The sequence below is a fragment of the Marinobacter bohaiensis genome (genome assembly GCF_003258515.1).
GTDB classification, from domain to species: domain Bacteria; phylum Pseudomonadota; class Gammaproteobacteria; order Pseudomonadales; family Oleiphilaceae; genus Marinobacter_A; species Marinobacter_A bohaiensis.
The window spans coordinates 79271-101198 of the sequence record NZ_QGEH01000008.1; the positions used below are offsets into that span (position 1 = coordinate 79271).

The following is a 21928-nucleotide window of genomic DNA, read 5'->3' on the forward strand; positions in this document are numbered from 1 at the left end:
AACAGGCTCCAGTCTACCAGATCAGGCGCGGGCGCTTCCGGCGTCGGTGACCTCCAGGACCACCCGGTGGCCGCCGGGAGCCGGGTCGTTGCGATAGGTCCAGCCCAGGCGTTCGGTAAGCTGAGCGGTCAGTTGCAGCCCCAGACCGAAGCCCAGGTCGTCGTTGGCCTCCTCGTCACTGGCCTGGTGGTTGTCGATGTGCACGGTGTGCCCGTGCTGGCGGATGCTGACCTCGCCCGCCCAGGTGTGCTGGAAGGCGTTGCGGATCAGGTTGCCGATGACCACCCGGGCGGCCACGTCCGGCAGCGCCACCGTGGCCGGATCGGTCTGCACGTCCAGGGTCACGTCCTTGTCCCGCAGCAGGTAACGGTGCTCGCTGACCAGCTCCTGAATCAGGTGATCCAGGGCGACGCTGCGTGTCGGCAGGTTGTCCGGCTCCTCCCGGCTCAGCCACAGCAGGGTCTCGGTCAAATGCTTCATGGTCAGGCTGGCGCGGTCCACCCGGTCGATGATGGACGCCAGGATGCTGTCCGCCGCCGCGGCCTGCTCCGGCGGCAGCGAGCGAATCAGCTCGACGTTGTTGCGGATCACGCTGATCGGCGTGCGCAGCTCGTGACTGGTGTGGCGCAGGAAGCGATGCTCCCGCTCCAGGCTGTCTTCCAGGGATGACAGGCTGGAGCGGACCAGTCCCGCCAGCTCGTTGAGTTCGGGATAGCGGAAGTCGGGCAGGGGATCGCGCAGGTTGCCGGTCTCAAGGCCGTGGGCCCATTCGCCCAGCCGCGCCACCGGTTTGGCGACCCGGCGCATGACCAGCCAGATCACCGCGGCCAGCGCCAGCGCGGAGCCGATGCTGATGATCAACAGTGCGTTGAGATTGTTGTGGATGGTGTCTTCCACCAGATCCGAGACCTGCTTGCGGGAAATCGCGTGGCTGATAAACAGGTCGCCTCCGTCCGACTGGAAACGCATGGCGAAATAGAGCCGGCCACGATGACCGTCCTGGCCCTCGGTATGCTGTTTGGCCAGGGTGGCGGGCCCATGGGGCGGCTGGGGTAGCGCACGGCGTACCGCTTCCGGTTGTTCCTGCCAGGACGAGGTCACCGTAAACGGGCCCACGTCCGGCTGGACCGTGCCGCCGGCCCGCTGGTCTTCGTAGCGTTCTACCGCGCGCTCCAGGGCGCCGACCATAGTGCTGTCCATGCCCAGCATGAAGTAATGGGCCGCTAGCAGGGAGTAGCCGCCCACCAGCAGGGCACCCAGGCCCAGGAAAATGGCGGCGAGCTGCCACTTAAGCCGGATCTGCCGGATCATCGCCGTCCTCCTTCAGAACGAAACCACGGCCGGGGACGGTGTGGATCAGTGGACGCCCGAAGCCCTGATCGACGATCTTGCGCAGGTGATGCATATGGACCTTGAGGCTGTTGCTGTCCGGCGGCTCGTCGCCCCAGACGGCCTCCTCCAGCGCCCGACGGCTGACAATCGCCGGCGAGGCGCGCAGCAGGGTTTCCAGCAGGCGCCAGCCGGTGGGGGAGAGCTTCAACGGCTGCCCGTCGCGGGTGGCACTCTGGGCGGACAGGTCCATGTCCAGCCCGGCGCAGCCCAACCGCTGGACCTGGCCGCTGCGGCGGTGGGCCAGGGCGCGGATGCGCACCAGCATTTCCTGCAGTTCGAACGGTTTGACCAGGTAGTCGTCGGTGCCGGACTCGAAGCCCTCGACCTTGTCCGCCAGCTGGTCCCGGGCGGTAAGCATGAGGATGCTGGTGTCGTCGCCGGCCTGTCGCACTTCCCGACACACGCTCAGGCCGTCCAGGCGCGGCAGGTTCAGATCCAGCAGGATCACGTCGTAGCGGTTGTCACGGATCAGCTGCAAGCCGCTGGCGCCATTGCTGGCGTGGTCGCAGCGGATCTGCTGGATGTCCAGGTACTGGACAATGGTCATCGCCAGGTCCCGGTCGTCCTCTACCAGTAGCACGTTCAGCATCAGGTCGTGGCCTCGTCGGTGTGCGGCTGGATCCGGAACCAGCGCTTGAAGCGTTCTTCAAGGTCGGTCTGGATGCGCAGCAGCACCGGGATCAGGATCAGGGTGATCACGGTTGCGAACAGGATACCGTATGCCAGCGAGACTGCAGCCGGAATCAGGAACTGGGCCTGGTGCGAGGTCTCGCCGAGCAGCGGATAGAGGCCGGCGAAGGTGGTGGCGGACGTCAGGATGACCGCGCGCATCCGGCTGGTGGCCGACTCCACGATCGCCTGCTTGCGGTCCATGCCTCCACGGCGCAGATCATTGTAACGCGAGACCAGCAGCAGGCTGTCGTTCACCACCACCCCGCTGAGGGCGATGATGCCGTTGAGCGACAGGATGCCCAGGGACAGGTCGTTAAGCCAGTGGCCCAGCAGGGCGCCGACGATGCCGAAGGGAATCGCCGTCATGATCAGCAGCGGCTGCACGTACGACTTCAGCGGAATGGCCAGCAGCATGTAGATCACCAGCATGGCGATCAGGAACACCTGCGTCATGGAGGACTGGGTTTCCTGCTGCTGCTCCGCCTCGCCGGCGAAATGCACATCGACTCCCGGGAAGGCGCTCTGCACCTCGGGCACCACGTCCCGCTGCAGCAGGGAGACCAGCTCGGTGGAGGACATGGCGTCCTTGTTCACATCGCTGGAAATGTAGACCGCGCGCTTGTTGTCGATGCGGGTGATGGTGTCGCGGGTATAGCCCAGGCTTGCCGTGGCCACCGTGGACAGGGCCAGCACCGTGCCGTCCGGTGCCCGGACATTGGACTGCATCACGTCCACGATGGACTGGCGGTCGGCCTCGGGGAAGCGCACCTTCACTTCGATCTCGTCGTTGTTGCGCTGATAGCGCTGCACCACCTGGCCGTTGAAACCCTGCATGACCTGCTCGGCCAGGTCGTCGGTGGTCATGCCCAGCGCTTCCCCCTGGGGCGTGAGGGCCAGGTGCAGCTGGGGCTGGCCCGGCTGCAGGTTGTCTTCGATGCCGCTCACCGCGGGAATGGCTTCCAGCTTGCTGCGGAACAGTTCGCCGGCGCCGGTCAGCAGGCTGTCGTCGTTGGCGCGCAGCTCCACACGCAGGGCGTCGACGCCTTCGCGACGACTCTGGATGCTCAGGGTGCGGGTGCCCTCCGGATTGCCCGCCAGCGTGGTCCATTCCCGCACGAACTGATCGAGGTTGAAGGGGGAATCGTCCACCAGCTTCACGGTGACCGTGCCTGACTGGTCGGCCGACGAGGTCACCTGCAGGTGCTCGATGGCGCTGTCGCCCTCGTTGTGGCGCAGGTCGCGGTCCGCCTGGCGTGCGCTATCCTCCAGGTTTGTCAGGGCTTTGTGGGTCAGGCCGTAGCTGGCATCGTTCTGCAACGTGATATTGGCGCGTGCGGTATCGCCGGCGATGTCCGGGAAGAAGCTCATGCGGATGGTGCCGTCAAAGGGCATGGCCAGCACCAGGATCAGTACCGCCATGAACAGCACCACCACGGTGTAGCGGAAGTTCAGCGCCAGTCTGATCAGCGGGCGATAGGCCCGTTCGGTGAACGTTTCCATCGCGCCGGAGGCCAGGCCCTGGATACGGCCCCAGAGCTGGCCGACGGGGTTGCGGGACGCCGTCGTACGGGTTTTCAGGTGAGCCAGGTGCGCCGGCAGGATCAGCTTGGATTCGATGATCGACAGCACCAGGCACAGGCTGACCACGGCGGCAAACTGGGCATAGAGCTTACCCAGGCCGCCCTCGATCTGGGACAGGGCGAAGAAAGCCACCACCGTGGTGAAGACGCCGAACAGGGTGGGGACGGCCACCCGCATGGTGCCGCGTACGGTGTTGCGCAGGGTATCGCCCTCGGCCCGGCGCACGGCGTAGACGCTTTCCCCGACCACCACGGCGTCGTCCACCACGATCCCCAGCGCCATGATGAAGCCGAACGTGGTGAATTCGTTGAGCGTCAGCCCCAGGAAGGGTTCGCCCATGAAGTACAGGGTACCGAAGAACACGAAGGGCAGACCCATGGCCACCCAGAACGCCACCCGCAGGTTCAGGAACAGCGCCAGCAGGGCAAACACCAGCAGAATGCCGAACAGGGCGTTGTCGATCAGCAGTTGCAGGCGCTCGTTGATGGAGGTGCTGCGGTCGTACCAGGTCGCCAACTGAACGGTTTCCGGCAGCTTGCCGTCGTCACGCCACTGCTGGACCACTTCCCGGGCGCCGTTGACCGAGTCGGAAATATCGTCGGTACCGGTGGTGACGATCTGCAGCGCGATGCTGTCCTTGCCGTCGAAGCGCGACAGGGTGGAGGTGGTGTCGTCGAAGGTGTCGCGGATCTGCGCCACGTCGCCAAGCCGGATGCGATCGCCGCTGGCGGTGGTGATCAGCGGAATATTGGCAAAGTCTTCCTTCAGGTAGGCCTGTTCCGAGGCCTTGAGCTGCAGGTACAGGTTCTCGTCCCGCAGGACCGCGGTCATGGCGCTGCTGGAGCCGGCGTTGACCGCGTCTTCCACGTCCGACAGGGTCAGGCCGTAGGCTTGCAGCCGGCCTTCGTCGATCTCGATGGCCATCATCGGGTCCAGCCAGCCGGAAATGGACACGCGACTGACGTTGTCGTGGGCCAGCAGGTCGGTTTTCAGGTTGTCCGCCAGCTGCTGCAGGGTGCGTCGGCCGGCGTCGCCGTAGAGCTGGATCCACAGCGAGTGTTCTTCCCGCTCGCCTTTGCTGATCACCGGGTTATCGGCGTCGGCCGGGAAGTTGGAGATGGCGTCCACCTGGGTTTTGACGTCCCGCAGCAGGGTGTCCAGATCGTAGTCGGAGGTTTTCTCCACGGTGACGGTGGTGCCGCTGGTGGTGGAGGAACTGGTGATCGAGTCGATGCCGGTCACGCCCTCGAGGGCGTCCTCAATCTTGATGGCGAGACCCTCTTCCGACTGCTTGGCCGAGCCGCTGTCGTAGGTCACCGAAATGGTGAGACTGTCCGGCTCCATGCTGGGAAAGGCTTCCTTCTGCAGCGAACCCAGGGCAATGGCGCCCAGGGCAATCACCAGCACCATCAGCAGGTTGGCGGCGACCGGGTTGCGTGCAAACCAGGGGATGATCCCCCGCTCCAGGGACGGTTCAGACATTGCCCTGCTCCTCGACCGGCTGCACGGCCATGCCTTCCATATAACTGCTCAGTGGCTGTCGCACCACCTGCTCGGCCTTGCCGTCCAGTTCCGCCGGGGGCGCGATGTAGATCGAGCCGTCGCTGGCGAACACCGGGTCGGCGGCGAAGTGGGCCAGGGTGTTGTCGGCGGTGACGTACCAGATCTCGCCGCTCTGGCTGAGGGCGGTCGAGGGCAGTTTCCACAGGCCGTCCACGTCCCTGCCGGCCAGGGACGCCTGCACGAAGGTGCCCGGTAACAGGGCGGGGGACTGGTCGAAGGGCGCGTCCACGGCGATCACCAGGGAGCGCTGGCGGCTGGTGCTGTCCAGGTGCTGGCGGGCGCGGATGACGTGGCCGGACCAGTGCTGGCCGCTCTCGGTGTGGGTCAGGGTGACCGGCCAGTGGCCGCTGGTGAGGACAGACAGTTCGGGGAGCTGCGACCATTCCTCGGCGGACAGGCTGACGCTGATCTCCAGCCGGTCGGTACTGACCAGGGTGGCCAGCTCGGTGCCGGATTGCACGTAGCTGCCCGGTGCCACACTGCGGGCGGTGATCAGGGCGTCGAAGGGTGCTTTGATGTGGGTCTGGTCCAGGTTGTAGCGGGCGGCATCCACCGCCGCCTGGGCTTCGGTAACGGCGGCGCGGGCGGACGTCAGCTGGGGCGCCCGCAGCACCAGCGGGGAATCCGGCTCGCCGGACAGGCCCGACGACTGCCATTCCATCTTCGCCTGTTCCCCCTGACGTTCTTCCTCCAGCAGGCTGACCCTGGCGCTGGCCAGGGTGTTCTGTGCGGTGGCCAGCGATTCGCGATAGCTGCTGTCCTCCACGCTCGCCAGCAGATCGCCCTGGGCCACGCGGTTGCCGGCTTCGAAGCCGTCGGTCAGGGTGGCGATCTGTCCGGACACCTGGGCACTGAGCGTCAGCTCGTAGTGGGCGGCGGCTTCGCCGTAGGCGTCAACGCGCGCGGCGTAGGTGCCGGTCTGCGCGGTGACCACCGACACGGTCGTGCGCTGGACCGGTGTTTCCGGCTTGGTGAAGGGGCGCTGGTTGAAAGCCTGGGCCTGTTCCTGGATATAGAACACCACCGCGACCACCAGCACGATGGCGCCGGTCAGGGGCAGGCTGCGGATCAGTTTGCGTTTCATGACTTCACTCCCAGTCCAAGTGCCAGTCCCAGATCAATCCGGTTGGCCAGGCGTTGATAAATCAGGTCGTCGAGCTGTTCTTTGAGGTCGTAGGTTTCCTGCTGCACCGACAGCAGGTCGAGGATGTCCACCAGGCCCGAGCGGTAGCTCGCCTGGTATTGCTCCAGCGTGCTCTGCTGCCGCGCCAGGGCTTCGGCAATGTGTGTCTGGCGGAGGCTCAGGGATCGCTCGAGGCCGAGGGCGTCTTCCACCTCACCGACGGCATCCAGCAGGGTTTCGCGGTAGGCCTGGTAGGTCTGCGCCGTTTCCAGTTCGGCGGCGTCGGCGGCGGCGCGCAGCTCACCGCCCTGGAACAGCGGTGCGGTCAACTGGCCCAGCAGGCTCCAGGCAGGGTCGGTCAGCAGCGCCTGGGAAGGCGAGTCGGCTACGTCTTCCAGGGCGGCCTGCAGGTTGATGCTGGGCAGCAGGTCCTTGTAGGCAGCGCTGGTGCGGTAGTCGGCCGCTTCGATGGCGCGGTAGGCGGCTACCAGGTCCGGCCGGCGTTGCAGCGTCTGGGCCGGCAGGTCCGCCAGGGGCGTGAGCACCGCCGGGTAGTCGCCGGGCACGTTGCTGCCAGTGGCGGGGATCTCGCCCAGCAGGGTTTTCAGGGCGCGCTCCTGTTGGGCCAGGGTTTCGCGATCGCTTTCCAGGGAGGCTCGGGCGCTGGCGGTGGAGCTGCGCGCGCTGTCGAGATCCTCCAGGGTGCCCAGCCCGTTGCGGTAGCGCTGCAGGATCAGCGTTTCGTTGCTTTCCAGAGTCGTCAGGCGCTCCTGCTGGATGGCGATGGCGTGGTGCTGGGCGATCAGCTCCAGCCAGCTGCTCATCACGTCCGCGGCGAGCGTGTCCCGGGCCGAGCGGTAGAGTTCCGCCTGCTGCTCCACATCCTTGCCGGCCGCGGCGGTGCGGTCGGCGATCTTCTGCCAGAGGTCGGCTTCCCAACTGACGGATACGGAGCCGGTATAGCTGTCGTCGCTGTCTTCGGCGTCACTGGCGGAAAAGCCGGCCTCCACGTCGGGGAAGCGGTCGGCGCCGGTCTGGCGCAGTTCCGCCTCGCGGATACGCAGGGTCAGCAGGGTCTGCTGCAGGCCGGGGTTGGCGTCGATGGCTTGCTGGATCAGTTGATCGAGTGCGTCGGACCGGATCAGGTCATTGAGCGCGGTGACCGGTTCGCCGTCGACCTCGGTGGACCAGTCCGGCACCTGCCCGACCAGGGTCTGGGTCTGCTCCGGGTAGTCGGGTTGGTCGCCGGTCATGGCGCAACCGGTCAGCGTCAGCACAAGCGCGCCGGCAAGCAGGGAGTGGAAGTGGGCCCGAACCACGATGGCTGTTCTCCTCAATGACTGGCGTGTGTGGATAACACGCTCTGACGGCATGGGTTTCTCGACGACCTGCACTCTATCGAAGGCGAGGTTAAGGCGGGGTTAAGGCCGTTCGGGCCCCGTGTAGTTGAATACCGTCACAATTCTGCGGGTTGGTTAAACAGGCTGCTTTAAGTGGCGATAAACTGAACAGGTCGGGTCGTGTTACGGCGCTGCATCGGGCGCCGAGGCGGCCATCGCAATTCGTCCAGGGAACAGGCTATGAAGGGCCAGTGGAGGCAATACAGCAAGAGCGTCGGGGCGATGGCCGGGCTGCTGGCCGCTGCGTTGGGAGCGCACGCGCAGGACACCCCGCTGGATACCAACGCGCGCACCACGATGCAGACCATTCCGTTCGAGTCGCTGGACGCCGCCGGTCTGGCCGATACGGCCATCGAGGGCGGGCTTGCGGCGCCGGCGGCCGGGCCGTCAAGCGCGTCCGCGTCGCCGGAGGACGATTACTACCTGGACCCGCTGGCGTTACAGCCCCGGGATGAGCGCACGGATCTGGGGCGCTACGAAATCCCGGCTGAGATCCGCTTCAGCACCCCCAAGGAGATTCCGGGGCAGACCCGGGGCAGCAACTACGTGATCCGTCCGCCGCAGAACCGCAGCTACGACGCCCTCAACACCCGCGTCCAGGGTCGCTGAGCCCTTCAGGCGCCGGACGGGAGACTGGCGTCGCTCTGGCCGATCACTTCCTCGTAGAAAAACTTCAGGGCCTGACGGGCCTGATTGAGTCGGGCGCGGGACAGGCGCAGCTTATCCTGCAGGTGCCCCAGAAACGCCTGGCGTTCGCTGTCGCCCAGGTCGGCCGGGTCACGCAGGTCGTGGAACATGACATAGCGGCTGATCCAGTGCAGGTAGGTCTGCCCGGTGCGCTGGTTTAACTGATGGTTCTGGATGGCGCGATGAACGCGCGAAAACAGGCCGGACTGACTCTGGTCCAGCGCTTCGGTCATACTCATGGGAACTCGGTATCCGTCGATCTTGTTGTTGTTAGGGTGCGGGCATTCTATGACAAAGAGTTGAAAGAGGCACGTGTCGGTTCGGGTAAAAACGAAGCGCGCCCGAGGGCAGGGCGCGCGGCAGGCGTCAGTCATTGCGCATGGCGTTGACCCGGTCGATGTACTTCTGCATCGCGTCCTCCTGGGACAGGCCCTTGAGCTCGGCCCAGGCGTTGTACTTGGCCCGTCCCACCACGTCGAGCATGCCCGGCTTCTTGCCGGAGACGTCGCCCTGGGTGGCCTGCTTATAGAGCGCGTAGAACTCCAGTTTCAGTTCATTGGAGGGATTGGCGTTGCCTTCGCCCGTCTGGACGTAGTTCACCGCTTCCTCGAAGGTCGCTTTCAGGTCACTCATGGTCTTCCTTTCCTCCGTGACGGATCACTGCCGTCGTGGGTGTCTTTACCGGCTGAGTATAGCCTTGCCGTATACGCGCGTCACAGTCCGCACGGGCCGGCCGTTTCCAGCGCCGCCGGGATCGGCTACGCTTGCCCGGCGCGCCCGGAGAGGCGCATTCAGACACCGGAGAAAAATTATGAAAGCAAACAACAAACTGCACGGCATCGTCAGCCGCATCAATCGTCTGCCGGACTTTGCCCGTCCCCGGGCCCTGTCGCTTTTCTTTGGCAAGGCGGTTCCCTTCACCGGCACCACCGGTATCCGCATCGAGACGCTGGACGACAGCCGTTGCGTGATCAGCCTGGCCAACAAGCGCCGGGTGCAGAATCACATCGGCGGTGTTCACGCCGTGGCCTCCCTGCTGCTGGCGGAATCCGCCACCGGCTTCCTGGTCGGTCTCAACGTGCCGGACGACAAGGTGCCCGTCATCAAGACCGTGCGCGCCGAGTACACCAAGCGCGCCAGCGGCGATATGCGTGTCGAAGCCCGGATCACGCCGGAGCAGCAACAGCGGATGAAGACGGAGGAGAAAGGCGAGGCACCGATCCAGGTGACCCTCCACGATGCCGAGGGCAAGGAACCGATCGAGATTGAGATGATCTGGGCCTGGACGCCAAAAAAACGCCGTTAGCGTAAGACTTTGTGGTCATACGGTAACCACGTATACATTGCCAAAACCTTGATTTCTTGTAATTTTAGGCAGCCTCCGCTGGCAATAAGTTGCCCGTCGTACACAATTCGTACAAAAAGTGGCGATTTTTTGCTTGCGGGGGAAACGTGACGATGTGTAGAGTCTCGTCCGTACAGCGTGCCTGGAAGGCGCGCTTAAAGGAGAGTACCACGCCAACGGAGTTAGGGAGTCGTTATGGCTAAGGAAGGTTCCGTCGCGCCTAAAGAGCGCATTAACATTAAGTATATCCCCGCCACCGGTGATCAGCAGGCAGAAATGGAATTGCCGCTGAAGATGTTCGTCGTCGGTGACTTCAAGGGACACCCCGAAGAATCCTCGCTCGAAGAACGCAAGAGCATTTCCGTCGACAAGAACAACTTCCAGTCAGTGATGAAAGAAGCTGGCCTGAAGCTGTCCACGTCGGTATCCAACCGCCTCGACGATGAGGCCGACGACCTGCCGGTCAACCTCGAAATCGGCAGTCTTTCTGACTTTTCTCCCGATAGCATCGCCCGCCAGGTGCCTGAGCTGCGCAAGCTGATCGAGCTGCGTGAGGCGCTGATGGCCCTCAAGGGTCCGCTGGGCAATGTGCCGTCTTTCCGCACCAAGCTGCAGGAGCTGCTCGACAGCGACGAAGCGCGCGAGAAGCTGCTGGCCGAGCTGGAGCTGGCGACCGGCGAAGAAGAGCCCGAGAAAGGCTGAACCAAACAACCGTCCATTGAACCGGCGACCGGGCTGAATCCTCCAATCGCTGACCGCAGGATGCGGACAGGCCGGACCGCCTATGTTTGAAGACCCAAAACGTACTGAAGGGATGTGGTATGTCTGACACAGCTGTACAGCAGTCCGCTACGACCGAATCCGCCGAGGGGTCGCTCCTCGATCAGGTAATGGCCAACAGTCGTATGGCCCCGGCCGACGAAGGTTACGACGTTGCCCGTCGCGGCGTGGCGACCTTTATTGCCAACCTGCTGAAAAGCGATGAAAAAGGCCAGCCGGTCAACAAGGCCCTGGTTGACCAGATGGTGGTCGAGCTCGACCGCAAGATCAGCGCCCAGATGGACGAAGTCCTGCACGCTCCTGAGCTGCAGGAGCTGGAATCCTCCTGGCGCGGCCTGAAACTGATGGTCGATCGCACCGATTTCCGCGAGAACATCAAGGTCGATATCCTGCACGCCACCAAGGCGGAACTGCTGGAAGACTTCGAGTTCGCGCCGGACGTTACCCAGACCGGTTTCTACAAGCACATCTACGCCACCGGCTACGGCCAGTTCGGCGGCGAGCCGGTCGGCGCCATCGTCGGCAACTACGCCTTCACGCCGTCCTCGCCGGACATGAAACTGCTGCAGTTCGTGTCCTCCGTCGGTGCCATGGCCCACGCGCCGTTCCTGTCCTCCGTCGCGCCGACCTTCTTCGGTGTCGACAGCTTCCAGGAGCTGCCGGCCATCAAGGAACTGGCCGACGTGTTCGAAGGCCCGCGCTACGCCAAGTGGCGTTCGCTGCGTGAGTCCGAAGACGCCCGCTACCTGGGGCTGACCGCGCCGCGCTTCCTGCTGCGTACGCCGTACGACCCGGAAGAGAACCCGATCCGCAGCTTCAACTACACCGAGGACGTCAGCGGCGACCACGAGCACTACCTGTGGGGCAACACCGCCTACCTGATGGCCACCCGCCTGACTGACAGCTTCGCCAAGTACCGCTGGTGCCCGAACATCATCGGTCCGCAGAGCGGCGGTGCCGTGGAAGACCTGCCGGTGCACCTGTACGAGTCCTTCGGTCAGCTGGAAGCCAAGATCCCGACCGAAGTGCTGGTCACCGACCGTCGTGAATACGAGCTGGCGGACCAGGGCTTCATCGCCCTGACCATGCGCAAGGGCAGCGACAACGCCGCCTTCTTCTCGGCCAACTCCGTGCAGAAGCCCAAGGTGTTCCCGAACACCAAGGAAGGCAAAGAAGCCGAGACCAACTACAAGTTGGGCACCCAGCTGCCGTACATGATGATCATCAACCGCCTGGCCCACTACATCAAGGTGCTGCAGCGCGAGCAGATCGGTTCCTGGAAGGAGCGTCAGGATCTGGAACGCGAACTGAACACCTGGATCAAGCAGTACGTGGCCGACCAGGAAAACCCGCCGGCGGAAGTTCGCAGCCGCCGTCCGCTGCGCGCCGCCCAGGTGACCGTGGCCGACGTCGAAGGCGATCCGGGCTGGTACCAGGTTTCCCTGGCCGTGCGTCCGCACTTCAAGTACATGGGTGCCAACTTCGAGCTGTCTCTGGTCGGACGCCTCGACAAGGAGTAAGTCGTGAGCTGGGACACCGGTGACCACGGTGTTCAGGCCACAGGGGGCAGCCTGTTCGAGCGACTCGACCAGGCTGCCCAGCCCGCAGGGAACGCAATGGGCGAAACCACCGGTGTGGTGGACTCCATCAAACGGCATCTTGTCAGGCTGCTCAATGCCCATCCGGGCAACAGCGCCAGTGCACCGGCCCTCGGGCTGGTGGACTTCAACGATGCCACCCTCGGCACCCAGGACCTGAACATCCGGATTCGTAGCGCCATTCGGCAGTGCATCGAGCACTACGAGCCGCGCGTAAAGCGCGTCGATGTGAAGACGCTGCCCGATGACTCCGATCCCCTGCAGCTGCGCTTCCAGGTTACCGTCCACCTGCGCGTGGACGATGTCGAAGAGCGAGCCACGATCGACCTTCTGTTGGACGACAAACGCTTTTACCGCGTGGTGTAGTCGTGAAGTTAAACAGATTCTATCGAGACGAACTGAATTTCCTGCGCCTGCAGGGACGCGAGTTTGCCGAGGCCCATCCTCAGCTGACCCGCTTCCTGTCGGAACAGAGTACCGATCCGGACGTCGAGCGCCTGCTGGAAGGCTTCGCGTTCCTGACCGGTAAACTGCGGGAAAAGGTGGAGGACGAGTTCCCGGAGTTGACGCACTCGATGCTCAACATGCTCTGGCCGAACTACCTGCGTCCCGTACCCAGCGCCACCATCATGCGCTTCGATCCGCTGTTGCACGCCATCAGCGAGCGCCAGATCATCCCCAGCCACACCGAAGTGCGCAGTGGTCTGGTGGGGGATCGCCGTGGCCAGACCCAGTGCCGGTTCCGCACCTGTCGCGACATCGCCATGTACCCGATGACGCTGGCCGATGCCCACGCCGAACTGTCGCGGGAAGTGTCCGCCGTGGAACTGACCATGGCAATGCACACCGACCAGCCGCTGTCGGAACTGGGTATGGACAGCCTGCGCTTCCATCTGGGTGGCGACACCTTCACCGCGCAGACCCTGTACCTGTGGCTGAACCACTGCCTGCAGGGCATCGAGCTGGAAATCGACGGCAAGGTGTTGCACCTGCCGAAGGACAGCCTGCGCCAGGTGGGTTTTGCCGCCGAAGACGCGATGCTGCCGTACCCCAAGAACGCCTATCCCGGGTACCGCATCATCCAGGAATACCTGAGTTTCCCCGAGTCGTTCCACTTCATGGACCTGACCGGACTGGACAAGCACCTGCCGGGCATCCAGGTGGACGAGTTCAAGCTGCGCTTCCGCTTCAACCGGACGCTGCCGCCGGACGCCAAGGTGCGTTCCGAGAACTTCCAGCTGTACTGCACCCCGGCGATCAACCTATTCAGCCACGAGGCCGAGCCCATCGACCTCAATGGCCGGCAGACCGAATACCGCATGCAGCCGTCGAGCCGCTTCGCCTCCCACTACGAGATTTTCAGCGTGGACCAGGTGGAAGGCTGGCTCGACAACCCGGTGGGCCGGGAGCGGGGCGAGCCCCGTCTGTATAGCGCGTTCGAGAGTTTTCAGCACCAGATCGAGCGCGATCGCAACCGAACGGCGCTGTATTACCGGGTCCGGGTGCGCGAGAGCGTGCGCGGCGACGGCTTCGATCACTACATTTCGTTCGTCCGCGGCGACGAGGAGCTGTGCCTGAACCAGCACGAGGCCATCTCCCTCACTGTCACCTGCACCAACCGGCAGCTGCCGGCGCAACTGGCGGTCGGCGACATCTGCGAGGCGACCCAGAGCACGCCGGCGTTCGCGTCGTTCCGCAACATCACCCGGCCCACGCCGACGTTGCGGCCGACCCTGGACGGCAGCCTGCTGTGGACCCTGGTGTCCAACCTGTCGCTGAACTACCTGTCGCTGCTGGATGTGGACGCCCTGCGCTCGGTGCTGCGGGTCTACGACTTCCGCGCCCTGGTGGACCGCCAGGCGGAGCGGGTCTCGCAGCAGCGACTGGCGGGCATCCAGAACATCGAAACCCAGCCGGTGGATCGCATGTATCGCGGCCTGCCGGTGCGGGGCATCCAGTCGACGCTGACGCTGGATCAGCAGTCGTTTGCCTCGGAAGGGGACCTGTACCTGTTCGGCACGGTCCTCAGTCACTTTTTTGCCCTCTACGCGAGTATTAACGCCTTTCACCTGCTGGACGTGGTGAATTCGGAGAACCAGGAGCGGTACACATGGACGTTGCGGACCGGGCAGCAGCCCCTGATGTAGCCGGCCTGCAGCCCGTTCTCGGGAACGCGCGCCGCTACAATTTCTTCCAGCTGGTGGACCTGATCCACCGCCTGCACGGGGACGACCTGGAGCGGGCCACCGACGATGCGCCGCAGCACGAGCGCATCCGTTTCTCGTCGTCGGCGGGCCTGGGCTTTCCGGGCAGCGACGTGCTGTCCGCCGGCCTGCCGGAGCACGAGTACGCGCCTTACCAGATGGAAGTCAGCTTCCTCGGGCTGCACGGCTCCCAGTCGCCGCTGCCGGGCTATTACCTGGAGGATCTGGCCTGGGAATACGGCCAGCAGTCGGGCATCCGGCGCTACTTCCTGGATTTCTTCAACCACCGGCTGGTGACCCTGTTCCACCGGGTCTGGCGCAAGTACCGCTATTACGTGCGCTTCCAGCCGGGCGCCAGCGATGCCTTCTCCGAACACGTCTTTTCCCTGGTGGGCCTGGGAGACAGCGACCTGCGCGGGGACACCCCGATCAACTGGTCGAAAATGCTGTCCTACGCCGGGCTCATGGCCGGGCGCAGCCGCTCGCCGGACGTGGTCAGCGGCATCGTGGCCCACTGCTTCGATCTGCCGGAAGTGGAGATCGAGCCCTGGGTGCTGCGCAAGGTCAGCATTCCCGCCGACCAGCAGACCCAGCTGGGTCGCGCCAACGGCCGCCTGGGCGAGGAAACCCTGGTGGGCGACAGCATCCGCGACCGCAGCGGCAAGTTCATCCTGCGCCTCAAGGAACTCAGCCGCGAACGCTTCATGGACTTCCTGCCCATCGGCCAGGACCACCAGAGCCTGGTCAAGCTGGTGGAATTCACCATGCGCGAGCAACTGGCCTTCGATCTGGAGCTGGAGATCCGCTCCGACGACGTCGAGCCCATGCAACTGGGCAACGACGCCCGCCTGGGCTGGACCACTTTCGTTAACCCGACACCGGGCGAGCCGCAGCAGGCCGTCCGCATTCAAATCCGGCGGTGATTTATGGAAACAGCAACCAAGACACGTCTCAGGCTGAGCATCTCCAATCCGGCGGACGTGGGCGTCAGCTCCGACCTCGGCTGCGACTTCGGCGAACGCGGTGGCTCCATCGGCTCGGCGGACAGTGACACCTGGCGCCTGTCGCCGCACCGCACTGGCGTCCTCCCCGGGCACACCGAGATCCGCATGATCGACGGCCACTACTGCGTCATCGACCGCTCCGGGCGCACCTACGTCAACAGCGGCAGCATGCCGGTGGGTCGCGGCCGCCGCGCGCGCCTGATGGACGGCGACCGGCTGCGGGTGGGCAACTACATGCTGCAGGTGGACCTGATCGAAGGCGACGGCCCGCACGACATTCCGCTCGACGAAGCGCCGGACGACCCCATGCTGGTCAACGCCGAGGAGCGCGAGCTGGAAAAGGTCGATTTCGACGCGGAGAAGCCCGAGCAGCTCAACCCGCTGGACCACCTGGACCCGGCCCCCACCGAACGCCAACAGCGCGATCCGATGGACGGCTTTGGCGAGCTGGAGCAGCAGGCGCGGGAGCGGCGCCAGACCGAAGAACTGCTCGACGACAACCCGGACTGGTACGGCAACCAGGCGGAGTCGAGCGATCCCTACATGGACGAACGGGAACGGGCCCTGCGCCTGCCCGTGATCAACGGAGGAAAGCGGCGCATGGAAGACGACCGCAGCGATCTCAGCCGTGGCGAGGCCACGCAACAGAGCCGCAAGCACATCAGTGGCGCGCCGCTGATGCGCGGGCTCGACAGCGATATGCGTTTTGACAGCAGCGACGCCATGCAGGGCTTCCTGGAAGAAGCCGGTCGCACCATCAAGGCCACCATCGAAGGCCTGCTGGACCTGCATCAGCGCGAAGACAGCCGCCACCAGGCGCTGCGCACACGCCTGCAGCCAATCGAGGACAACCCGCTGCGCCTGGGCCAGGGCTATGACGACGTCATGCAGACCCTGTTTGCCGCCGAGCGCAGCCCGGTGCACCTGTCGGCGCCGTCCGCGGTAACCGAGAGCCTGACCGGCCTGCGTCATCACCAGCAGGCGACCCAGGCAGCGATCAGCGAGGCGCTCGACGCCATCCTGCACGCCTTCTCGCCGGAGAACCTGCTCAACCGGTTCCACGGCTACCGCCGTTCGCTGCAGCCGGGCGAGAACGAAGCGGCCTGGGCCTGGGACATGTACACCCACTATTACCAGGAGCTGCGCTCCAGTCGTCAGCGTGGTTTCGAGCGTCTGTTCGAGGAGGTCTTCGAGCAGGCCTACGATCACCACCTGCGCAAGCTGCAGCGGGAGTCCGTGCTGTGAGAATCGGTCAGTGGATCCTGTTGTGCGCGGTGCTCGGCCTGGCCGGCTGCTCCGGGCCCTTCAAGGCCATTTCCAAGTCGGCCCAGGTGATGTGGGATCCGGACACCCCGGTCGGTACGCCGGATGAGCAGCCGACCACCGTCGACCTGACCATGCTGGCGGAGCCGGACGTGAACCCCAACGACGCCATGCAGCCGGCGCCGATCATGTTCAAGATCATCGAGATGGAAGACAGCTCGATGATGCTGGCGGCGGATTTCGACCAGATCTCCGAAGACCTGGAAGACGCGCTCGGCGCCAATTACATCGACCACAGCGATTACGCCATGGTGCCGGGCCAGTTCAAGTACATCGAATCGTTCGAAGTGGACTCCGGGACCCGTTACCTGGGCGTGGTCGCGTTCTACGCGTTTCCCAACGAATCCCAGTGGAAGAAGGTGGTCAAGGTCGACCCCATGGGCGGGCGCTATCACATCCTGGTGAACCTGCGCGAACGCGAAGTCATGATGCAGAAGGCGGATCAATAAGTATGTCGGCACATAACCGGGTGGTGTGGAGCGATGGCCTGTTCATCAAACCGCAGCACTTTCAGCAACAGCAACGATACCTAGAGCAGCAGATCACCGACCGTGCCTTTGCCGTGTCCGACTACCTGTACGGCTTCGGCGACCTGCAGCTCAACGACGAATACCTGAGCTTCGGGCGCATCGGCCTGGTGCGGGCCAACGGCCTGTTCCCGGACGGCACCGGCTTCAATCTGCCGATGGAAGACGTCATGCCCGAGCCCCTGGAGATCACCGATTCCTCGGTGGCCAACCAGGTGGTCTTCCTGGCCCTGCCGCTGACCTCGGACAGCCTGCCGGAAGTGGAATGGCCCGAGTCCGGTGTCTCCGCGCGTTTCCGCTCGGAGACTCTGGACATCCGCGACCTGCATTCCATCGACGGCGACCGTCACGCCATCGACCTGGCCAAGGTCAAACCGCGCCTGATGCTCGAACGCGAGGACCTCAGTGCCTACGCCGCGCTGGCCATCGGCCGCATCCTGGAGAAGCGTCCGGACGGCAGCCTGGTGATGGACCCCAGCTTCATGCCGACCATGCTGAGCGTGCGCGCAGCGCCCAAGCTGCAGCGTTTCGTTGGCGAAATGGCGGGGTTGATGCGCGAACGCGCGAAGAACATCGCCGAACGGGTCGGGTCGCCCAATCAGGGCGGCGTCGCCGACGTGTCCGACTTCATGCTGCTGCAGATGCTCAACCGGGCCCATCCGCGCTTCATGCACCTGGCGCGGGTGCGTCAGCTGCATCCGGAGCGTCTCTATGAGGCCCTGCTGGAACTGTGCGGCGAACTGGTGACTTTCACCGACGAGAACCGTCTGCCCAGCGAGTACCCGGGCTACGACCACGACCTGCCGGAAGCGTCCTTCTCGCCGCTGATGCAGGTGTTGCGTCAGTCCCTGAGCACGGTGCTGGAGCCGCGCGCCGTGGCGATCCAGCTGCAGCAGCGCCAGTACGGCCTGACGGTCGCGCCGATCCAGGACAACCAGCTCATGGGCCAGGCCGAGTTCATCCTGGCGGTGCGCGCCGACATGCCCACCGACGACCTGCGCAAGCAGTTCACCCAGCAGTGCAAGGTGGGTTCGGTGGAGAAAATCCGCGACCTCATCAGCCTGCAGCTGCCGGGCGTGCCGCTGGTACCGCTGCCGGTGGCACCGCGCCAGCTGCCGTACCACGCCGGATTTACCTACTTCCAGCTCGACGCCCGCAGTCAGGCGTGGCAGATGCTGGACAACGCCAGCGGTTTCGCCTTCCACGTGGCGGGCGATTTCCCGGGCATCGAGATGCAGTTCTGGGCCATCAGGAGCTAGATCATGGACGATTCCAGCGTAATGTCAGCCCCGCAGGAAGACGCTTTCGGCAAGATGCTGTTTGAAGAAAACGGCCACAGCGAAACCACCGCCGATGAAACCTTCCGCCTGCGCGGTTTTGAACACAACCGCCTGGTGGACGCGGCCCTGCCGCTGCTGGGACTGGTGATCCGGGCGCGCCGGCTGGCGGATTTCAGCCGCGTGCCGCAGCTCTACCAGCAGGTGGTGGACGAAGTCACCGACATCGACCGCGAGCTGATCGAGCAGGGCTACGAGCGCCCCACGGTGGTGGCCTACCGCTACGTGCTCTGCGCCTTCATCGACGAGGCGGTGCTGGGCACCGACTGGGGCGCCCACAGCGTCTGGTCCCAGCAGTCGCTGCTGTCGCGCTTCCACAACGAGACCTGGGGCGGCGAAAAGGTGTTCGCCATCCTGTCGCGCATGGAGCAGGAGCCGGATCGCTACCGCGACATGCTCGAGTTCATCTATCTGGCGCTGTGCCTGGGCTTCGAAGGCCGCTACAAGGTGATGGAAAACGGACGCGACGAATACGAGCGCGTGATCGCCGGCCTGCACCGCCAGATTTCCGACCTGCGCGATGAGGAAGTGCCCGAGTCCCTGGGCAATGCCCTGGAGCACGTGACCCCGTCGCGCAACCGCTTCCGCACCGGCCTGCCGCTGTGGAGCATTTTCGGCGTCTTCATCGCCGCCATGGTCACCGTTTACAGCCTTTACGACACCGCACTGGATAAGCGCATCACGGACGTGCTCACTGTGCTGGCACAACTCCCGAATTAGGAAAGGAGAACACATGCTTCGGGTTGAATTACCGGCGCTCATCGGGCGCCTCAACGACATTTCCCGGGAGGCGCTGGAAGCCTCCGCCGCCCTGTGCATCGCTCGCCAGGGTGCGGAAATCACGCCGGCACACCTGCTGTTCAAGCTGCTGGAGACGCCGTATTCCGACATCCGCCTGATGCTGGACCAGGCGGGCCTCGACCACATGGCCCTGCAGCCGCTGGTGGGTGAGAGCCTGGAAGGCGGGCCGCAGGTGGCCGACGCCTACCCGTCCTTCTCGCCGCTGCTGATCGAGCTGATCCAGGACGCCTGGCTGCTGGCCTCCACCGAGCTGGAACATGGCCAGCTGCGCTCCGGCCCCATTTTCCTGGCGCTGCTGATGAATGCCGACCGCTACCTGATGCCGCGCCTGGCGCGGGAGCTGGACGGCCTCAACCGCGAGCACCTCAAACGTCAGTTCGCCACGGTGACCCGCGGTTCCATCGAAGAGCCGGTGGCGGACGCCGAGGGCGGCCCGGCGGCGCCGCGGGCGACGGACGAGTCCATGCTCAGCCGCTACGCCTCGGATTTCACCCAGCGCGCCCGCAACGACGAGCTGGACCCGGTGCTGTGCCGGGACGCCGAGATCGACCAGATGATCGACATCCTCTGCCGTCGCCGCAAGAACAACCCGATCGTGGTGGGCGACGCCGGCGTCGGCAAAAGCGCCGTGGTGGAAGGCCTGGCCCTGCGCATTGTCGCCGGGGAAGTGCCGGACCGCCTCAAGGACGTGGCCCTGTGGGCCCTGGACCTGGGCGCCATGCAGGCCGGCGCCTCGGTGAAAGGCGAGTTCGAGAAGCGCCTGAAGGGCGTGATCGAGGCGGTCAAGGAATCGCCGACGCCGATCATCCTGTTCATCGACGAAGCCCACACCCTGATCGGGGCGGGCAACAACGAGGGCGGATCCGACGCCGCCAACCTGCTCAAGCCGGCGCTGGCCCGCGGCGAACTCTGCACCGTGGCCGCCACCACCTGGCGCGAGTACAAGAAGTACTTCGAGAAGGATCCGGCCCTGAGCCGGCGCTTCCAGCCGGTGGCCCTGGGCGAGCCCACCACCGATCAGGCGGTGCACATCCTGCGCGGCCTGCGCCCGGTGTATGAAAAATCCCACCAGGTGCTGATCGACGATTCCGCCCTGACCGCCGCCGCGTCCCTGTCCGCCCGCTACCTGGCCGGTCGCCAGCTGCCGGACAAGGCCATCGACGTGCTCGATACCGCCGCCGCGCGGGTCAGCCTCAACCTGAGTACCCCGCCGCGCCGGCTCAGCCACGTGCGCAGCGAGCTGCACCAGCTGCGGATGGAGCAGGAGCTGCTCGAACGCCAGAGCCACCTGGGCCAGGACACCGACCGCGAACGTCACGACGGCGTGGCCACCGAGGTGGCGGCGCTGGAAGCGGAAGCGGCCGAGTTGCAGGAACGCTGGGAAAGCCAGCGCGAGCTCGTGGCCAAGCTGGTCGATGTGCGTGAGCGCTTGCTGACCCCGGAATCATCGGAAGAGAAGGGTGAAGGCGGCGAAGACAGCGAAACGGCAGAGGCCCCGCTGGACGCCGATACCCTGCGCCAGGAAGCCGCCGCCCTGCAGCAGGAGCTGGACCAGCTCCAGGCCGACGAGCCGCTGGTGCACGCCCTGGTCGACACGCGGCAGGTGGCTGAAGTCATCGCCGACTGGACCGGTATTCCGGTCAACCGCATGACCGCCGACGAGCTGCAGAAGATCACCCATCTGCCCGATCACCTGGAGGCCCACATCAAGGGCCAGGACCCGGCCATCGCCGCGCTGCACCAGCACCTGCTGACCGCCCGCGCCGACCTGCGCCGCCCGGGCCGCCCGATGGGCGCCTTCCTGCTGGTGGGGCCGTCCGGCGTGGGCAAGACCGAAACCGTGGTGCAACTGGCCGATCTGCTGTACGGCGGCCGCCAGTTCCTGACCACCATCAACATGTCCGAATACCAGGAGAAGCACACCGTTTCGCGCCTGATCGGTTCGCCGCCGGGCTACGTCGGCTTCGGCGAGGGCGGCATCCTGACCGAGGCGATCCGCCAGAAACCCTATTCGGTGGTGCTGCTGGATGAAGTGGAAAAAGCCCACCCGGAAGTGCTCAACCTGTTCTATCAGGCGTTCGACAAGGGCGAGCTGGCGGACGGCGAAGGCCGTCTGATCAACTGCCAGAACGTGGTGTTCTTCCTCACCTCCAACCTGGGCTACGAAACCATCGTCCAGCACGCCGAGCGTGACGGCGAGTTCGACGCTTCGGCCCTGGATGACGACCTCTACCCGGTACTGGCCGACTTCTTCAAGCCGGCGCTGCTGGCGCGGATGGAAGTGGTGCCGTACCTGCCACTGGGCGAGGGCACCCTGGATCGGATCGTGGGCGACAAGCTGGAACGTCTGGCGGATCAGATCCGCGATCGCTACCGCACCGAGGTGGTGCTGGAAGAAGGCCTGGTGGCGGCGGTGCGCAGCCGGGCCACCCGCAGCGAGAACGGCGCGCGCATGCTCGAGTCCATCATCGAGGGCGAGCTGCTGCCGCCGGTGTCCCTGGCGCTGCTGGAAAAACTGGCCGCACGGGAGACCGTCAGCGAGGTGCGTCTGGGCATCGCCGACGGCCGCTTCACCGGGACGGTCAGCTAAG

General features: G+C 65.0%; 19 protein-coding genes. 12 read left to right on the forward strand and 7 right to left on the reverse strand.

All coding sequences use genetic code 11. The annotated features are described in order from the left end of the window. Positions 1-21: 21 nt before the first annotated feature. The 5 genes from DKK67_RS21300 to DKK67_RS21320 are packed head-to-tail and all read right to left on the reverse strand — an operon-like array spanning position 22 to position 7650. The gene (locus DKK67_RS21300; RefSeq protein ID WP_111498549.1) at positions 22-1311 is read right to left on the reverse strand and encodes a sensor histidine kinase; all 1290 of its coding nucleotides are present in this window, start codon (positions 1309-1311) and stop codon (positions 22-24) included. Next, positions 1289-1981 (reverse strand): response regulator transcription factor, encoded by a 693-nt coding sequence (locus DKK67_RS21305; protein WP_111498550.1) that lies wholly within the window; start codon positions 1979-1981, stop codon positions 1289-1291. Before DKK67_RS21305 ends, DKK67_RS21300 begins: the two co-directional genes overlap by 23 nt. Beyond that, positions 1981-5127, reverse strand: coding sequence for an efflux RND transporter permease subunit (locus DKK67_RS21310; protein ID WP_111498551.1), 3147 nt, complete (start codon positions 5125-5127; stop codon positions 1981-1983). The genes DKK67_RS21305 and DKK67_RS21310 overlap by 1 nt, the downstream gene beginning before the upstream one ends. Continuing rightward, complete coding sequence (locus tag DKK67_RS21315; protein WP_111498552.1) at positions 5120-6292, reverse strand: efflux RND transporter periplasmic adaptor subunit; 1173 nt, start codon at positions 6290-6292, stop codon at positions 5120-5122. Before DKK67_RS21315 ends, DKK67_RS21310 begins: the two co-directional genes overlap by 8 nt. Beyond that, a complete protein-coding gene (locus DKK67_RS21320) occupies positions 6289-7650 on the reverse strand; it encodes a TolC family protein (protein ID WP_228160731.1) in 1362 nt (453 codons plus the stop codon). The genes DKK67_RS21315 and DKK67_RS21320 overlap by 4 nt, the downstream gene beginning before the upstream one ends. A gap of 261 nt (positions 7651-7911) precedes the next feature. Here DKK67_RS21320 and DKK67_RS21325 point away from each other — a divergent pair, with 261 nt between their 5' ends. After that, positions 7912-8340 (forward strand): hypothetical protein, encoded by a 429-nt coding sequence (locus tag DKK67_RS21325; protein WP_111498553.1) that lies wholly within the window; start codon positions 7912-7914, stop codon positions 8338-8340. Between the two features lie 5 nt (positions 8341-8345). Here DKK67_RS21325 and DKK67_RS21330 read toward each other — a convergent pair whose 3' ends face one another. Both DKK67_RS21330 and DKK67_RS21335 read right to left on the reverse strand, forming a co-directional pair. Continuing rightward, complete coding sequence (locus tag DKK67_RS21330) at positions 8346-8657, reverse strand: site-specific integrase (RefSeq protein ID WP_111498554.1); 312 nt, start codon at positions 8655-8657, stop codon at positions 8346-8348. Positions 8658-8784: 127 nt separating this feature from the next. Then, complete coding sequence (locus tag DKK67_RS21335) at positions 8785-9051, reverse strand: acyl-CoA-binding protein (RefSeq protein WP_111498555.1); 267 nt, start codon at positions 9049-9051, stop codon at positions 8785-8787. Between the two features lie 178 nt (positions 9052-9229). Between DKK67_RS21335 and DKK67_RS21340 the strand changes: the two genes are divergently transcribed. The 11 genes from DKK67_RS21340 (at position 9230) to tssH (ending at position 21927) form a co-directional block, all read left to right on the forward strand. After that, positions 9230-9724, forward strand: coding sequence for a DUF4442 domain-containing protein (locus DKK67_RS21340; RefSeq protein ID WP_111498556.1), 495 nt, complete (start codon positions 9230-9232; stop codon positions 9722-9724). A 234-nt stretch (positions 9725-9958) separates the two neighbouring features. Then, entirely contained in the window at positions 9959-10465 is a 507-nt protein-coding gene (gene tssB, locus DKK67_RS21345) for a type VI secretion system contractile sheath small subunit (protein WP_111498557.1), read from the forward strand. A gap of 119 nt (positions 10466-10584) precedes the next feature. After that, entirely contained in the window at positions 10585-12063 is a 1479-nt protein-coding gene (gene tssC / locus DKK67_RS21350; protein WP_111498558.1) for a type VI secretion system contractile sheath large subunit, read from the forward strand. 3 nt (positions 12064-12066) lie between these two features. Next, positions 12067-12507 carry a type VI secretion system baseplate subunit TssE gene (gene tssE, locus DKK67_RS21355; protein WP_111498559.1) on the forward strand — a complete coding sequence of 147 codons (441 nt, stop codon included), beginning with the start codon at positions 12067-12069 and terminating at the stop codon, positions 12505-12507. Between the two features lie 2 nt (positions 12508-12509). Then, positions 12510-14288 carry a type VI secretion system baseplate subunit TssF gene (gene tssF / locus DKK67_RS21360; protein WP_111498560.1) on the forward strand — a complete coding sequence of 593 codons (1779 nt, stop codon included), beginning with the start codon at positions 12510-12512 and terminating at the stop codon, positions 14286-14288. Then, complete coding sequence (gene tssG / locus DKK67_RS21365) at positions 14252-15268, forward strand: type VI secretion system baseplate subunit TssG (protein ID WP_111498561.1); 1017 nt, start codon at positions 14252-14254, stop codon at positions 15266-15268. Before tssF ends, tssG begins: the two co-directional genes overlap by 37 nt. A gap of 3 nt (positions 15269-15271) precedes the next feature. Next, positions 15272-16594 carry a type VI secretion system-associated FHA domain protein TagH gene (gene tagH / locus DKK67_RS21370; protein ID WP_111498562.1) on the forward strand — a complete coding sequence of 441 codons (1323 nt, stop codon included), beginning with the start codon at positions 15272-15274 and terminating at the stop codon, positions 16592-16594. Further along, positions 16591-17121 carry a type VI secretion system lipoprotein TssJ gene (gene tssJ, locus DKK67_RS21375; RefSeq protein ID WP_111498563.1) on the forward strand — a complete coding sequence of 177 codons (531 nt, stop codon included), beginning with the start codon at positions 16591-16593 and terminating at the stop codon, positions 17119-17121. Before tagH ends, tssJ begins: the two co-directional genes overlap by 4 nt. A 2-nt stretch (positions 17122-17123) precedes the next feature. Then, a complete protein-coding gene (gene tssK / locus DKK67_RS21380) occupies positions 17124-18458 on the forward strand; it encodes a type VI secretion system baseplate subunit TssK (RefSeq protein ID WP_111498564.1) in 1335 nt (444 codons plus the stop codon). 3 nt (positions 18459-18461) lie between these two features. After that, positions 18462-19256: a type IVB secretion system protein IcmH/DotU gene (gene icmH / locus DKK67_RS21385; RefSeq protein ID WP_111498565.1), complete on the forward strand. Its 795-nt coding sequence runs from the start codon at positions 18462-18464 to the stop codon at positions 19254-19256. A gap of 13 nt (positions 19257-19269) precedes the next feature. Continuing rightward, positions 19270-21927: a type VI secretion system ATPase TssH gene (tssH, locus tag DKK67_RS21390; protein ID WP_111498566.1), complete on the forward strand. Its 2658-nt coding sequence runs from the start codon at positions 19270-19272 to the stop codon at positions 21925-21927. Position 21928 lies beyond the last annotated feature (1 nt).

Coding starts and splice junctions, on each gene's coding strand:
- DKK67_RS21300 (WP_111498549.1), bottom strand. CDS start 1,311: ATGATCCGGCAGATCCGGCTTAAGTGGCAGCTCGCCGCCATTTTCCTG.
- tssB (WP_111498557.1), top strand. CDS start 9,959: ATGGCTAAGGAAGGTTCCGTCGCGCCTAAAGAGCGCATTAACATTAAG.
- tagH (WP_111498562.1), top strand. CDS start 15,272: ATGGAAACAGCAACCAAGACACGTCTCAGGCTGAGCATCTCCAATCCG.
- DKK67_RS21315 (WP_111498552.1), bottom strand. CDS start 6,292: ATGAAACGCAAACTGATCCGCAGCCTGCCCCTGACCGGCGCCATCGTG.
- DKK67_RS21310 (WP_111498551.1), bottom strand. CDS start 5,127: ATGTCTGAACCGTCCCTGGAGCGGGGGATCATCCCCTGGTTTGCACGC.
- DKK67_RS21305 (WP_111498550.1), bottom strand. CDS start 1,981: ATGCTGAACGTGCTACTGGTAGAGGACGACCGGGACCTGGCGATGACC.
- tssC (WP_111498558.1), top strand. CDS start 10,585: ATGTCTGACACAGCTGTACAGCAGTCCGCTACGACCGAATCCGCCGAG.
- DKK67_RS21340 (WP_111498556.1), top strand. CDS start 9,230: ATGAAAGCAAACAACAAACTGCACGGCATCGTCAGCCGCATCAATCGT.
- icmH (WP_111498565.1), top strand. CDS start 18,462: ATGGACGATTCCAGCGTAATGTCAGCCCCGCAGGAAGACGCTTTCGGC.
- DKK67_RS21335 (WP_111498555.1), bottom strand. CDS start 9,051: ATGAGTGACCTGAAAGCGACCTTCGAGGAAGCGGTGAACTACGTCCAG.
- tssH (WP_111498566.1), top strand. CDS start 19,270: ATGCTTCGGGTTGAATTACCGGCGCTCATCGGGCGCCTCAACGACATT.
- tssK (WP_111498564.1), top strand. CDS start 17,124: ATGTCGGCACATAACCGGGTGGTGTGGAGCGATGGCCTGTTCATCAAA.
- tssG (WP_111498561.1), top strand. CDS start 14,252: ATGGACGTTGCGGACCGGGCAGCAGCCCCTGATGTAGCCGGCCTGCAG.
- DKK67_RS21330 (WP_111498554.1), bottom strand. CDS start 8,657: ATGAGTATGACCGAAGCGCTGGACCAGAGTCAGTCCGGCCTGTTTTCG.
- DKK67_RS21325 (WP_111498553.1), top strand. CDS start 7,912: ATGAAGGGCCAGTGGAGGCAATACAGCAAGAGCGTCGGGGCGATGGCC.